General features: G+C 64.9%; 14 protein-coding genes and 1 pseudogene. 2 read left to right on the top strand and 13 right to left on the bottom strand.

What is annotated here, in order from left to right; translation table 11 throughout:
• Window positions 1-262, top strand: a 262-nt coding sequence (locus tag HMPREF1023_RS13625) for a hypothetical protein (protein WP_198006020.1), incomplete at its 5' end; no start/stop codon positions are given.
• Between the two features lie 421 nt (window positions 263-683).
• Here HMPREF1023_RS13625 and HMPREF1023_RS13630 read toward each other — a convergent pair.
• The 6 genes from HMPREF1023_RS13630 to HMPREF1023_RS13655 all read right to left on the bottom strand — a co-directional run bounded on the left by HMPREF1023_RS13630 (window position 684) and on the right by HMPREF1023_RS13655 (window position 4,982).
• Entirely contained in the window at window positions 684-1,166 is a 483-nt protein-coding gene (locus HMPREF1023_RS13630; protein ID WP_015760665.1) for a hypothetical protein, read from the bottom strand.
• 163 nt (window positions 1,167-1,329) lie between these two features.
• Window positions 1,330-1,737: a MerR family transcriptional regulator gene (locus HMPREF1023_RS13635; RefSeq protein ID WP_009307016.1), complete on the bottom strand. Its 408-nt coding sequence runs from the start codon at window positions 1,735-1,737 to the stop codon at window positions 1,330-1,332.
• A 55-nt stretch (window positions 1,738-1,792) separates the two neighbouring features.
• Window positions 1,793-2,242: a dUTP diphosphatase gene (gene dut, locus HMPREF1023_RS13640; RefSeq protein ID WP_009307017.1), complete on the bottom strand. Its 450-nt coding sequence runs from the start codon at window positions 2,240-2,242 to the stop codon at window positions 1,793-1,795.
• Entirely contained in the window at window positions 2,239-2,685 is a 447-nt protein-coding gene (gene nrdR, locus HMPREF1023_RS13645; protein ID WP_009307018.1) for a transcriptional regulator NrdR, read from the bottom strand. The genes dut and nrdR overlap by 4 nt, the downstream gene beginning before the upstream one ends.
• A gap of 104 nt (window positions 2,686-2,789) precedes the next feature.
• Window positions 2,790-4,304 (bottom strand): ATP-binding cassette domain-containing protein, encoded by a 1,515-nt coding sequence (locus HMPREF1023_RS13650; protein ID WP_009307019.1) that lies wholly within the window; start codon window positions 4,302-4,304, stop codon window positions 2,790-2,792.
• A 393-nt stretch (window positions 4,305-4,697) separates the two neighbouring features.
• On the bottom strand, window positions 4,698-4,982 hold the full coding sequence (locus HMPREF1023_RS13655; RefSeq protein ID WP_009608652.1) for a hypothetical protein: 285 nt from the start codon (window positions 4,980-4,982) through the stop codon (window positions 4,698-4,700).
• 124 nt (window positions 4,983-5,106) lie between these two features.
• On the opposite strand from HMPREF1023_RS13655, the gene lexA reads away from it, so the two are divergent.
• On the top strand, window positions 5,107-5,745 hold the full coding sequence (gene lexA / locus HMPREF1023_RS13660; RefSeq protein ID WP_009307021.1) for a transcriptional repressor LexA: 639 nt from the start codon (window positions 5,107-5,109) through the stop codon (window positions 5,743-5,745).
• 233 nt (window positions 5,746-5,978) lie between these two features.
• Here the strand turns inward: lexA and hflX are convergent, their stop codons facing one another.
• The 7 genes and pseudogenes from hflX to HMPREF1023_RS13695 form a co-directional block, all read right to left on the bottom strand.
• Window positions 5,979-7,289: a GTPase HflX gene (gene hflX / locus HMPREF1023_RS13665; protein WP_009307022.1), complete on the bottom strand. Its 1,311-nt coding sequence runs from the start codon at window positions 7,287-7,289 to the stop codon at window positions 5,979-5,981.
• A gap of 193 nt (window positions 7,290-7,482) precedes the next feature.
• A complete protein-coding gene (gene miaA, locus HMPREF1023_RS13670; protein ID WP_009307023.1) occupies window positions 7,483-8,463 on the bottom strand; it encodes a tRNA (adenosine(37)-N6)-dimethylallyltransferase MiaA in 981 nt (326 codons plus the stop codon).
• Complete coding sequence (miaB, locus tag HMPREF1023_RS13675) at window positions 8,444-9,823, bottom strand: tRNA (N6-isopentenyl adenosine(37)-C2)-methylthiotransferase MiaB (protein ID WP_035579108.1); 1,380 nt, start codon at window positions 9,821-9,823, stop codon at window positions 8,444-8,446. Before miaB ends, miaA begins: the two co-directional genes overlap by 20 nt.
• Before the next feature lie 10 nt (window positions 9,824-9,833).
• A complete protein-coding gene (locus HMPREF1023_RS13680; RefSeq protein ID WP_009307025.1) occupies window positions 9,834-10,184 on the bottom strand; it encodes a stage V sporulation protein S in 351 nt (116 codons plus the stop codon).
• A 155-nt stretch (window positions 10,185-10,339) separates the two neighbouring features.
• The gene (locus HMPREF1023_RS13685) at window positions 10,340-11,425 is read right to left on the bottom strand and encodes an ATP-binding protein (RefSeq protein ID WP_009307026.1); all 1,086 of its coding nucleotides are present in this window, start codon (window positions 11,423-11,425) and stop codon (window positions 10,340-10,342) included.
• A 12-nt stretch (window positions 11,426-11,437) separates the two neighbouring features.
• Window positions 11,438-12,970 (bottom strand): ribonuclease Y, encoded by a 1,533-nt coding sequence (gene rny, locus HMPREF1023_RS13690; RefSeq protein ID WP_015760673.1) that lies wholly within the window; start codon window positions 12,968-12,970, stop codon window positions 11,438-11,440.
• 272 nt (window positions 12,971-13,242) lie between these two features.
• Window positions 13,243-13,436: pseudogene (locus HMPREF1023_RS13695) on the bottom strand (regulatory protein RecX); the annotation flags it as partial.

Genomic DNA, 13,436 nt, shown 5'->3' on the forward strand with positions numbered 1-13,436 from the left:
CGAGCGCTGCCACGAGGAGCTTAGGCGGATACTGCCGAAGGGAAAGACGAACTTCGACGCCTTGACCTGCCGCGACATGGCGGCGTGCATGAGCCACGTGAACAGCTACCTTCGCGGCAAGATGGACTGGATGGCGCCCGTCGAGATGGCGCGCCTCGTGCTTCCGCAAGGGCTCCTCGACGCGTACGGGGTCGAGGAGATAGAGCCGAAGGAGGTGAACCTCACGCCGCACCTCGTGCCTCACGCGATAACCCTGATCTAGCTAGTCTGGGGCACCGCATCATATCGCCGATTTCTTTACCTGCAGTCTTTCAAAACCAGCGACGCGGGCCTGACCTGGTGCTGTCTCAAACGGTTGCCGTCTACACATAACGGACTGCGAAGGCGGTCGATTGAAAAAGTGCAGGTAATAGATGGAACGCCGCGACCTCGAAATTGAAAAGGTAGAAGTAAACAGCCCTCTGATCTGCATAAACGTTAACTTACGAGAATTCAATCAACGGCTGGTCGAAAAAATCCTGAGTATCAGTATAACTTTACATAAGACATATTATCAATAAAATAGGTAATTGAGGAGCGGTCGGGGGAGTTTGGGCTGGCGAGCATTCGGAAGCAAAAAGCAAAGCGCTGCGGGTTCCGTGCATAACCTGCAGCGCTTTATGCGGTTTCGACAGCGGATAAGATTATCCCCAGGTCGAGGTCGATCCTGCAGCGCCGATCCCGGCATCCGTCACAGCTCCCGCGTAATCGCCGCTTTCCATCATCTCGAGTACTACGGGCATCATCAGATAGAACGAAATCGCATTGAGCGTGAGCGCCACGCCGCACACGGCAACGCCGACGATCGCCGAGCGCTTGAGACGCTGCGCAAGCGCGGATACGTCCGTGCGCTTCTCGATGAGCTTGTTCAGCTTGCGGAGCGCGATGATGGCGCAGGCCAGTCCCACGCCGCTGAGAAGCACGCCGCCGATGAACAGCGACACGGGTCCGGCCACGCTCGCCACCATGACCATCGTCTGAGCCTTTTTCAGCTCGCGAAGGTCGTTCATGTTCGACGACGGAACCGGGACGCCGTTAAGCGTCGTCTGCCGGCTGCGATCGTCAGGCTCGCGCCCGGGATCGCGCCCTTGAGGCGGCTCAGGCGGCCTATGTTCGTTGTCAGTCATGCGCTCTTTCCCTATTTCTCAAAATTTCATAGCCATTGACCTGGGGTTTTGCAAACGAGGCTCTGAGAGCCGTTCTAAGGCCCTATTTCGCCTTCGGACGAGCCCTAGGTCATGGAAATCGCGGTTCTTCAAACCGGATTCGGCGAGTACTATACCACGAAGGTCATCGAGACTTTCTATCCGTCGACAATTCCACACCTGCGGCGCTCAACCGCTTCAAGCTCTCGTCGAGCTCGGCTCGCTGGTACTCGAGCACCGTCTCCTGAGCCCGCACGATGGCCAGCCGCTCGTCGCGCGTCGCCGCGCCGCGGCGCTGCAACTTCACGTAATACTGGATGCCCTCGATCGACAGGCCGCTTTTCCGAAGCGCATCGACGAAGTACAGCTGAGCCACATCCGATTGCGAGAACGTGCGGACGCCGCGCGCATCGCGCGCCAGTTCGGGAAAGAACCCGCATTTGTCGTAGTAGCGAATCGTGAACGCGGAGATGCCCGCCATGTCGGCGACTTCGCTGATGCCGAAGCATGGCAGCGTGTTGTCGGCTTGAGCTCCGTGCTCGCTCGCGTCCATCGATGCCCCTTTCGCTCTTGCTTAGAGTAACTCTAAGTGGGTGGAAGGATCAGGTTCAAAGACTCACGCCGCTGCTGCCGAACCCGCCCGCGCCGCGCTCCGTATCCGGCAGCTCCGCGCACACGTCGAACGCGGCGTCGGGCACGCGCATGACGACGAGCTGCGCTATGCGGTCGCCCCGCTTGATCGCGAACTCGCTCTGCGGATCGAGGTTGACCAGGATGGCCTGGATCTCACCTCGATAGTTGCTGTCGATCAGGCCGGGTGCGTTGACCAGCGATACGCCGTGCTTGATAGCCAGCCCGCTGCGCGGCAGCACGAACCCGGCGTACCCGCTCGGAATGGCCACGGCGATGCCGCATGGGACGAGCTTGCGTTCGAAGGGCTTCAAGATGTCGTCGCAGGTGGCGCGCAGATCTACGCCGGCATCGCCGACGTAGGCGTACGCAGGTACGGGCAGGTCGGGGTCGATCTGCTGCAAAGGAATCGAAACGCGCTCTATCAACGCAATCCCTCCAATGCGGCAGCGAACTCCTCGACGTTGCGGAAGTCCTTGTACACGCTCGCGAAGCGCACGTAGGCGACGTCGTCGAGCTTGGCGAGGCGCACGAGCACCATATCGCCCAGATCCTTCGAACCGATCTCGTTACGGGAGGCGTTGCGCAGCTCCGCTTCGATGCTGTCGATGAGCGAGGCGATCTGCTCGGGCCCGATGGGCCGCTTCGCCGCGGCGTTGAGCAGGCCGCGCATGAGCTTCTGACGGTCGTAGGCCTCCGACGATCCGTCAGCCTTGATGACGATGAGCGGATTGTCGCCCAGGCGTTCGTAGGTGGTGAAACGACGTCCGCATTCGAGGCATTCGCGGCGCCGGCGAATGGCCGTGCCGTCTTCGGAAGGCCTCGAGTCGACCACTTTCGACTCTGGATTGCCGCAGGAAGGACAACGCATACTTGCTCCTTTGCCGATTTTGGGTTCAGCCTAACATACAATATATAGTGGTTCAATCAACATGTCGGATTCGCGCAAAAAACCTGCACGAGAAGCGCTCCTTCCTATCGGACAACGCGCACGTGAGTATCGCCCAGCCCAACCTCCCCTTTCTCCTGCTCGACCTCGAACACCCAGCGCTCGTCCACGAGCGCGTCGAGGAACTGCTCGTCGTGCGACACGAGCACGAGAGCGCAGGCGCAATCGTCGAGCACGTCCTGCAATGCCTCGATCGAGCGTATGTCCAGGTGGTTCGTCGGCTCGTCCATGACGATGAGATGGGGCGACGAGAGCAGGCTGCGCGCGATCATGAGCTTGCGCACCTCTCCCGGGCTCAGCTCCTCGCCGTCGATCACGCGAGCCGGCGGCGATTCGAGTCGCGCCACGATGGAGAGCACGCGCCCGCGCTCGGCCGACGAGAGCGCCTGCAGCTCGCCGAACAGCGCGCGCACCTCGGCAGCGAGCACCTCCTGCGGAAGGTACGCCACCCCCTCCTCCAGCGTTACCTGGCGAAGCAAGGCGTTGAGCAGGGTGGACTTTCCCGCTCCGTTCCTGCCGACGAGCCCAATGCGATCCTCGTTGCCCAGGTACAGCTCGGGGTGGTGCAGCACGCGCCCCGAACCAAGCGACATGCCGCCCTCAGGAAGACGGGCGAGCACCTTGCGCGCTGCAGGCCCGGTATCCAGCTCCAAGGAGCCGCGACGCTCCTTTTTCGCATCGAGACCCTCGAGACGCTTCTCTGCAGCTTCGATGCGCTTGTCCATCTGGGACGAAAGCTTGCCCGCCTTGCCGTCCTGTCCCGTATAGACGGCGAGCTTGATCTTCTCCCGCCCGTCGCGGTCGTGCCGGTCGAGATGACGCGCCGAGCGCCGGGCGGCCGATCGAGCGGCCACGGCGGCGCGACGATCTCGCTCGGCCTTGATGCGCGCCAGCTCGCCGCGCGCCTGCCGGCGCTCGGTTCGCACGGTATCTTGGCGCAGCTCGAGCTCCCGGCGCGCCTGGGTGTACGTCCCCGGAATAGCGAGCGCTCGGCCGGCCTCGACGAACACGCACGACCGCACAAGCTTGTCGAGCAGCGCGCGATCGTGCGATACGAGCAGGCCGACGCCCTTGAAGGAGGAGAGCGCCTGCGCGACGAGGGCGCGCGTGGGAGCATCGAGGTGGTTCGTCGGCTCGTCGAGCGCCAGCACCTGCGGTTCTGCGGCAAGCGCGCACGCGATCTGGATGCGCTTGCGCTCGCCATGGGACAGCATAGCGTAGCTCCAGAGCTGCTCGTCCTCGATTTCCAATAGCGAGCGCAGCTTCACCGCCGTCGAACCGTAGTCGCAGGCGAACTCCTCGAGCGTCTCCGGAGGCGTCGCGGTCGATTGCCGGCACACCGCGCCGCGCACGCGGGGCGTCACGGCGCCTTGATCGGGTGCCAGGGTGCCGCAGATGCAGTGCACGAGCGTGCTCTTGCCAGCGCCGTTCGGCCCGACGATGCCCGTCCAGCCGCTCGCGAACGCGAGCGAGACGTCGTCGAGCGCAGGCTGGTCGGCGCCTTCGTAGGTATGGGAAAGATGATGGGCGGTAACGAACATGGCGACCTCCGTCTAAGAGGCGCACGGGTGGCTCTGCTCAGCGTTCGGCGATGCCGATGAAGGAAGGCCGCACGGATCGGAAGAGGAAGAAACGCGAGGCGAAGTAGAGAACGATGACGAAAGCGCACCCGATGCGGCTGATGAATGAATGCAAGGGGTGAAAAAGGGCTTTCGTTATCGCTTCATGTTCCGTTTCTCCTTCGCGAAGCGCCCGTCCGCATGACGATGCGTCGGCGCGGCATGATTGGCTGCTCGACCGAGTCTAGCACGCCGCATGCGGCGCGTAAACCCCCGAACGGACGCGCCTCCGGGGTGGCGGAGGCGCTACGCAGCCGCAGAAACGCAGCATCTGCGGGTTATGGAACGGCCGCGCGGGGCCGGGAAAGGGCCCGTCTAGAACCCTGCGAACAGGCTGGCGAGTGCGAGCGCCGCGAACACGCATCCGCCGACGACCGCCTGCCAGCGCTGCACGCGGCCGAACGCCACGCCTTGCGCCGAACCCGTGCGCACGGCCGAAACGATGGAGGCGCCGTCGCGGACGGCACGCACGTCGCGGTCGGGCAGAACCGCATGCTGGGGGAACGCTATGATGCGGGCGCGTCGAGCAGGTGCCGAATCGAGCTTCGGTTGAAGGGCCGACGTTCCCTCGACGGGGCAGTTCATCTCAAAATTCTTCATTTTGTGGCCTCCTGCTCTTGCGTAGAACCTTTGTTCGCGTATATAATAGGTCGAACAAAGGTTCATGTCAATAGAAATTTCATACATTTGTTCGATAGGCGTAGAGGCGACGAAAGGATTACCTATGGCCGAGAAAGTGACGAAGCGCCAGCAAGCGGTGCTCGACTGCATCGAGGAGTGCATTCGGGAGAAGGGATACGGCCCGACCGTGCGCGAGGTCTGCCAGAGCCTCGGCCTCTCCTCCCCCTCCACCGTGCACGTGCACTTGAAGGCGCTCGAGGAAAAGGGCCTCATCAAGCGCGATCCGCTCAAGTCGCGCTCCATCGCCCTCACCTACCAGCTCGAGGACGCCGCGCTGGCCACCAACGTGGTGCAGCCCAGCTTCAGCAACATCGTGAACGTGCCCCTCGTGGGCAACGTGGCCGCCGGCTCCCCCATCCTCGCCGAGGAGAACATCACCGACACCCTGTCGCTTCCCACCGAGATCGTGGGCGACGCCCCGTCGTTCTTGCTCTCCGTGCGCGGCGAGAGCATGATCGAGGCGGGCATCAACGACGGCGATTACGTCGTGGTCAAGGAGCAGCCCGTGGCGAACAACGGCGACATCGTCGTGGCCATCATCGACGACGGGGCCACGGTGAAGCGCTTCTTCAAGGAAAGCGACCATATCCGCTTGCAGCCGGAGAACTCCACGATGGATCCCATCATTACCACCGACTGCGCCATCGCCGGCAAGGTGGTCGCGGTCTTCCGCCGCCTGTAGCGGCGTACCGCACGCTGGTCGTCAGCTTGGTCGAACCGCGAAGCCCTGTCGCAATCCGACCGCTTCGGCAGGGCTTCTCCGTCTTTTCCGAACGTGCCGCTGCGCCGGTTCCCGCTTTCGCCGTCCGATAAGGCGCCGCCGCAGACCGACCGCAAGAACGAAGCGCCTACCCTGCGACGAAGCGAGCCGCCCCGGGTCGATGCCCGGGGCGGCTCGCTTACCTTAGAGTTACTCTAACCGACCGTGTAAGGACGGAACATGCTCGCGAACGATGAAGCCGCCAGCATGACGATGCGCGTGCCCTGCTCCTCATGGGTTTCCGACAGGATGTGGCAACGTTCGTGCGCCACCGACACGAGGTCGCCGCGGTTGTAGGGAATCAGCACGTCGAGATGCTCGTCTTGCGCCGAGGCGACGCGGGCAACGTGCTCCACGAGCTCGCCTACGCCCTCCCCCATCGCCGCCGATACGAACTGAGCCTGCGGATGGCGCGCTTTAAGGGCGCCGAGGCGCTCCTCGCCGAGCAGGTCGCACTTGTTGAACACAAGCACGCGCGACAGGTCCTGCGCGTGTATCTGCCCGAGCACGTCCTCGACGGCCGCGATCTGCGCCTCGTACTCGTCCGACGAGGCATCCACCACGTGCAGCACGAGGTCGGCGCCCGTGATTTCGTCGAGCGTCGATTTGAACGCCTCGATGAGCGTGGTCGGAAGCTTCTGGATGAACCCGACCGTGTCGGTGACGGTGATCTCGCGGCCCTCGGGAAGCTCGAACTTGCGCGTGGTGGAGTCGAGCGTGGCGAACAGCTTGTCGTACGCCAGCACGTCCGCATTCGTCAGCCGGTTGAGCAGGCTCGACTTGCCGGCGTTCGTGTAGCCGGCCAGCGCCACCTTGAACATGCCGCTTTCGTAGCGGCTCTCGCGCTGGACGGCGCGCACCTCGGCCAGATGCTTGAGCTCGCGCTTGATGGACGTGATGCGCTTGCGCACCATGCGGCGGTCGACCTCGAGCTGGCTCTCGCCTTCGCCGAAGCGCGATCCCACGCCGCCGCCCATGCGGTTGGAGGCCAGGTGGGCCCACATGCCGCGCAGGCGCGGCAGCAGGTACTCGTTCTGGGCGAGCCGCACCTGCAGCCGGCCCTCCTTGCTGGTGGCGTGCAGGGCGAAGATGTCGAGGATGAGCGCCGTACGGTCGATGACCTTCACGTCGCGACCCATCGCCTTCTCGAGGTTCGCCTGCTGGGAGGGCGTCAGCTCGTCGTCGAACACGACGAGGTCGGCCGCGTGGGCGCGCGCAAGCTCGGCCACTTCTTCGGCCTTGCCCGTGCCCACGAACGTACGCGGATTGGGCGCGTCGAGCTTCTGCGTGGTGGTGGCCACCGCGTCGGCGCCTGCCGTATCCACGAGGCGCTCGAGCTCGGCGAGCGACGATGCCAGCGGCCACGTGGAGCCGGGGCGATCCACACCGACGAGCACGGCGCGCTCGCGGCGCTCTTCGGAGATCGGGGTCATGCCCCGCGTGATGACTGATTCGAATTCCGCCATGGATCCAACCTTTCGATGCAGAGACGAGCACGCCGGCATCGGCGTGCGAAGACAGTCGGGAGCGGCGGCGAGCCGCTAGAGAAAGGCGTGCGCTGTCTGCATGATAGGTGCTCCGATCTTGAACGGTTCGACGGCAGGAGTGTGCCCGTGGCTTCGTATCATATCACAAGCGTTCCTTCGTCTGGAGAAACCGTCAGGCAACGCCGTCATCAAGCAGCTCGAGCGCTTCTTCGACGAGCGACGGAATATCGCGCGACGTCGCATCGAGCCACCGGATACGCGCGTCCTTGCGAAACCAGGTGCGCTGCCGCTTCGCGTAGCGGCGCGTGGCCAGCTTGATCCGCTCCGCAGCCTCGTCAAGAGAGATGAACCCGTCGAGAGCCTCCACGATCTCCTTGTACCCGATAGCCTGCGGCGCCGTCACGCCTTCGCGAAAGCCCCTGTCGAGCAGCCCTTCCACTTCCGCCACGAGACCCGTCTCCACCATGGCGTCCACCCGCGCGTCGATGCGCGCGCGCAGCACGTCGGGATCCACCGCCATGCCGAAGAAGACGGCCGGAACCAACTGCGGGATGTGAGCGAGCTTGGCGCGCTGTTCGGCGTAGGTCGTGCCCTCCTCTAGCAGCTCGAAGGCGCGCACGACGCGCTTGACGTCGGCGGGCGGGATGACGGAGGCGCTGGCCTCGTCGCGCGCCGCCAGCAGCTTCCACAGCGCCTCGGCGCCCTGCTCGCGCGCCAGGGCCTGGTAGCGTTCGCGAACGGGGTTTCCCACCTGCTCGCCTGCGGGAAAGTCGTAGTCGTCGACGGCTGCGCGCACGTAGAAACCGGTACCGCCGGCCAGCACGCAGCGGTTGCCGCGCGCGTCGATGGCACGGAAGCGATCGCGCGCATAGTTCTGGAACAGCGCCGCGGAGAAGGGCTCGCCCGGGTCGACGAGGTCGAACCCGTGATGCGGCACGAGGCGCTCGGACGCGGGAAGCTTGCCCGTGCCGATGTCCATGCCGCGGTAGATCTGCATGGAGTCGGCGCTGATCACCTCTCCGTCCAGCTCGAGAGCCAGCGCTTGGGCGAGGTCGGTCTTGCCGGATGCCGTGGGCCCGACGACGCAGACCGCCGGAGCCTTCAGCGGATACGGTGCTCCCCCGCCCGTCGGATCAGCGCCCGTCCGCAGCATCGGGCCCGTCCACGATCTCGCCGGCGAGATACCACGTCTTCGCCTCATCCACGCGCACGCGCACGGTGCTGCCCGCAAGGTCCTCCGCGCGCACGCCTGCCGGCGCCGGCGCGTGGACGGTCTGGTTCTTCGGACTCTTGCCTGCCAGCAGGCGCTCGTCGCGCTTCGACGCGCCTTCCACCAGCACGTCGACCGTGCTTCCCAAATCGCGCTGGTTCGCCTCGAACGCGCGCTGTTGCACGAGATCCACCAAGCGGTCGAAACGCTGCTGGATCACCTCGCGCGGTGTGTCGTCGTCCATGGACGCAGCCGGCGTGCCCTCGCGCTTCGAATAGATGAACGTGAACACCTGGTGGTAGCCCACCTCGTCCACGAGGCGGTACGTGTCCTCGAAGTCCTTGGCGGTCTCGCCGGGGAATCCGACGATGATGTCGGTGGACAGCGCGATGTCGGGTACGGCGTCACGCAGCTTCGCGACAAGCGCGCGGTAATGATCGCGCGTGTAGCGGCGGTTCATGGCCGCAAGCACCGCATCCGAGCCCGACTGCACGGGAAGGTGCAGCGCCGGCATGAGCGAGCGCAGCGTGGCGAACCTGCCGACGACCTCGTCGTTGAGGTCCTTCGGGTGGCTGGTGGCGAACCGCAGGCGCTCGATGCCCGTCTGGTCGAGCGCGTCCAGCACCTGGGCGAAGCGCGGCGAGCCGTACAGGTCGCGCCCGTAGGAGTTCACGTTCTGCCCCAGCAGCGTGATCTCCTTCACGCCGGCGGCCACATAGCGCTCGGCCTCGGCCACGATGTCCTCCAACGGCCGCGACTTCTCGCGTCCGCGCACATACGGAACGATGCAGTACGAGCAGAAGTTGTTGCAGCCGATGGTGATGGGCAGCCATGCCGCCCATTCGTGCTCGCGCGCCGTAGGCAGCTCGGTGGGGAACGATGACGCGGCATCGAGCACCTCCACCTGATGGCCGCCCTCTTCGAGCGCCGCTTCCAGCAAACGCGGCAGCGACCCCAGGTTATGGGTGCCGAAGACCACGTCGAGGTGCTTCAGCTCGTCGACCAGCTTCTCGCCATCGCGCTGGCCGATGCATCCGCCCACAGCGACGATGCGCTTCGACAGCGGCGTGCCGGCGCGCAAGGGGACGTTCTTGAGCGAGGCCACCTGGCCGTACAGCCGCGTGTCGGCGGCTTCGCGCACGCAGCAGGTCATGAACGCCACGATGTCGGCATCCTCGATGGCGTCCACCTGCAGCGCTCCCATGCCCTCGAGCATGCCGGCGATGCGCTCTGAGTCGTGCTTGTTCATCTGGCACCCGAACGTGCGGATGCAGAACGTCAAGTTCGTAAATGGTGTATGCATGGGCTCGTTTTCAGCGAATCTCGGGGACGGGACGGTGGGCATCGTCGCCTAGAGACTGCGCGACGCCGCGCGTATAGCGCGGATCCACCGTGAAGCGTATGGCAGTGCGGTACTCGCCGTCGATGACGATGTCGGCGAACGACGGTACGCAGGCGATCTCGATGCCGATCGGAGACAGGAAGCCGCGGGAGATGGCGATGGCCTTGACCGCCTGGTTCACCGCACCGGCGCCGACGGCCTGGATCTCGACGCTTACGCCGTCTTTCACCATGCCGGCAATCGCTCCGGCAACGGAGGCGGGCGACGACTTCGATGATACCTTCAAGCAGCCAACGTCTGGCTTTTGTTCGGAAGTGGACATGCCTATCCTTTGTCGTTGGTAGTCCGTGTGGTTCGTCTTGTATGCTGCGTTAGGATTCCGTTGTGCTATAGATAGGTTACTCTTACGCCCTTGCTATTCTACCTATTCGCGGTATGGTGCGCAACCTGCGGGTATGCTGTTATCGAGCAGGTTCGTCATCGTAGCTTTTCAACCGGGATGCGGATGTGCACGCCATCCTTGCCTACGCGCACGTCCGGCTTCACCGCCGATTCCAGGTAGTAATCGCGCGCCAAATCCGAGAACGCGCATGCTACGCGTTGCGAGAACGATTCGAGGTCTTCGGGCGCGATTCTGAGACCGCGCGCATCTCCCGCCGGCGCCTTCGCCGGCCGCGCGGCCGGGCGCGCGTCGGCCTCCCCTTCGATGCGGACGCGGTTGATCAGCGGCTCGACCGGCGCGATCTCGCCGTCCAGGATGCGGCGTGCGGAGCGCTCCGAGATGACCAGGCCCAGCGCCTCGGCCTCGTCCGCGAAGCTCGCCGGATCCACGGCCACCGACAAGCGCTTGGCCACCGGCAGCTCGGAGGCATCGGCGCAGAACGCGCGCATAGCCGAGGTGAGCGACGACAGTCCGAATGCGTACAGCGTCGCCGCGATGTCGGTGAGCGAACCGAGGTACACGGTGCAATCGTGGCGGCATTCTATGGCGAACTCGCAGGCGGTGCGCAGGATGTTCTTGGGGCCGCGCACCGCGATGCTGCCCGATTCGGTGCGCTCGAACACGGGGAAGCTCGACTGATCGGTCTTCTCGCCGAGCTTGTCGAGGTTCGTCTCCACGAAAAGCGCGGCGCCCTTGCCCGCGTCAGAGGCGACGACGCGGGCCGTCTCGGCGTTGACCGCGATGGAGTACAGCGCCATGCCGCGGCCGTGGATGCCCCACTTGTCCATGTGCATGCTGTCGAGCTTCGACGTGACGCGCGGCTCGAAGATGCGCTCGTGCATGGCTGCCGGCACGCCGTCGCCATCGTCGATCATGACGAGGCGGCGGCGCTGTCCTTCGCGCGACACGGCCAGGAAGATGCTCTTGGCGTGCGCATCGCGGGCGTTGCGCAGCATCTCGATGACGATATCCTCGGTGGAGCGGATGTCGTGCGCGGCCTGCCTGCGCTCGGCTTCGGCGCTCCTCAAACGGACGAAGCCATCCCCGAGGTCGGCCTCGACCCGGAGATGGCTGTCGCCGCATACGTTCTCTATGAAGGCTTCCAGCGCTTCGTCGGCCATGCCGCGTGCGCCCTACTTCGCGACGCCGACCGCGCGGCTCTCGCGGATGACCACGACCTTCACCTGGCCGGGATACTGCATCTCGTTCTCGATGCGCTGCGCGATGTCGTGCGCGAGCACCGTGGTGGCGGCTTCGTCCACCGTGTCGGGCTCCACCATCACGCGCACCTCGCGACCCGCCTGAATGGCGTACGTGCGCTCCACGCCCTTGTACGAGCTGGCGATCTCCTCCAGCTTCTCGAGGCGCTTCACGTAGGCGTCGAGCGTCTCCTTGCGGGCGCCGGGACGCGCCGCGGACACGGCATCGGCCGCCTGAACGAGCACGGCCAGCACGCTGGACGGCTCCACGTCGTTGTGGTGCGCCTCGATGGCGTGCACGATCTCGGGTCGCTCGCCGAAGCGGCGGGCCAGGTCGGCTCCGATGACGGCGTGGCTGCCCTCCACCTCGTGGTCGACCGCCTTGCCCAGGTCGTGCAGCAGGCCGGCGCGCTTCGCCGGGATGGGGTCCAGACCCAGCTCGGAGGCCATGACGCCGGAGAGGTAGGCCACCTCCAGCGAGTGGTTCAGCACGTTCTGGCCGTACGAGGTGCGGTAGCGCAGGCGGCCCAGCGTGCGCACGAGCTCGGGGTGCAGGTCGTGGATGCCGGTGTCGAACGTGGCCTGCTCGCCCGCTTCCTGGACGCGCTGGTTCACGAACGCCTCGGCCTTGCCGAACATCTCCTCGATGCGCGCCGGATGGATGCGGCCGTCGGCCACGAGGTTCTCCATCGTCACGCGGCCGATCTCGCGACGGACCGGATCGAAGCACGAGATGGTCACGCACTCCGGGGTGTCGTCGATGATGAGGTTCGTGCCGGTCAGCTGCTCGAACGAGCGGATGTTGCGGCCCTCGCGGCCGATGATACGGCCCTTGAGGTCGTCGGAGGGGATATGGATGGTGGACACGGTGGTTTCGGCCGAGTGGTCGGCCGCCACGCGCTGGATGGCGAGGCTGAGGATGGAGCGAGCCTTCTTGTCGGCCTCCGCCTTCGCGCGCGCCTCGGCATCGCGGATGATGGCCGCGGACTCGTGCGTCACCTCGTCCTTGAGGGTGTCGAGCAGCTCCGCCTTCGCCTCGTCCGGCGTCATGCCGGCCACGCGCTCGAGGCGGTAGTTCACCTCCCGCGTGGCCTCTTCGAGATCGCGTTCGCGGCGCTCGAGCTGGCCCTGCATGGATGAGATCTGATGCTCGCGCGCGTCGAGCGATTCGACGCGGCGGTCGAGCGATTCCTCGCGCTGCGAGATGCGGTTCTCAGCGGAACGCACTTCGCGCAGACGCTCCTTGCTCTCGGCTTGCGCATCCTGCTTCAGCTTGAGAGCTTCGTCCTTCGCTTCGATGATGGCCTCGCGGCGCAGCGTTTCGGCTTGTCGTTTCGCGTCGTTCACCACGGATTCGGCCTCTTGCGCCGCTCGCTTCGTGGATGCGTTGACCAGGTAGCGGGTGACGACGAAGCCGAGGGCGATGCCGACGACGGCTCCGATGATCAGCCAGATGAATTCGGGCATACGCTCCCCCTTTCGTTTCAGTTTCCGATAGAGCGTTACATTCAAAAGAACATAGGCATAAAAAATCCCGGAAAAACCGGGCATGAACGAACGCACGCGATACGGGCAGCATCGTATGAATTTGTCTATAGGAAGTACCCTCATCAGGTACGATCATTCAAGCTATACCATATGATAAAGGTTGTGCCCGAATTGTAAAAGCCCTGACAAGAAATAATCTGAAATGCAGGGCCGCGCCGCCGCCGCAGGCGCGGCCGACGGCGCGGATGCGCTCATCCTTCGACGGGGTTCGCCTCGCACCAGAGGCGGGCGGCGGAGGATGACACCGAGGCGCTGAAGCCTTTCTGGGCGAGGCGGCGGTAGGCGGCGTCGCGGCGGTTCTTCGCGCGCGGCGGCTTGCGGTCGAGCAGCGCGAGCGCACGGTCGACCTCCCCCGCGTCGTCGTCGGCAGCGGCCAGCGCCTCGA

The sequence above is a fragment of the Eggerthella sp. 1_3_56FAA genome, from assembly GCF_000185625.1.
Taxonomy (GTDB): Bacteria; Actinomycetota; Coriobacteriia; order Coriobacteriales; family Eggerthellaceae; genus Eggerthella; species Eggerthella lenta.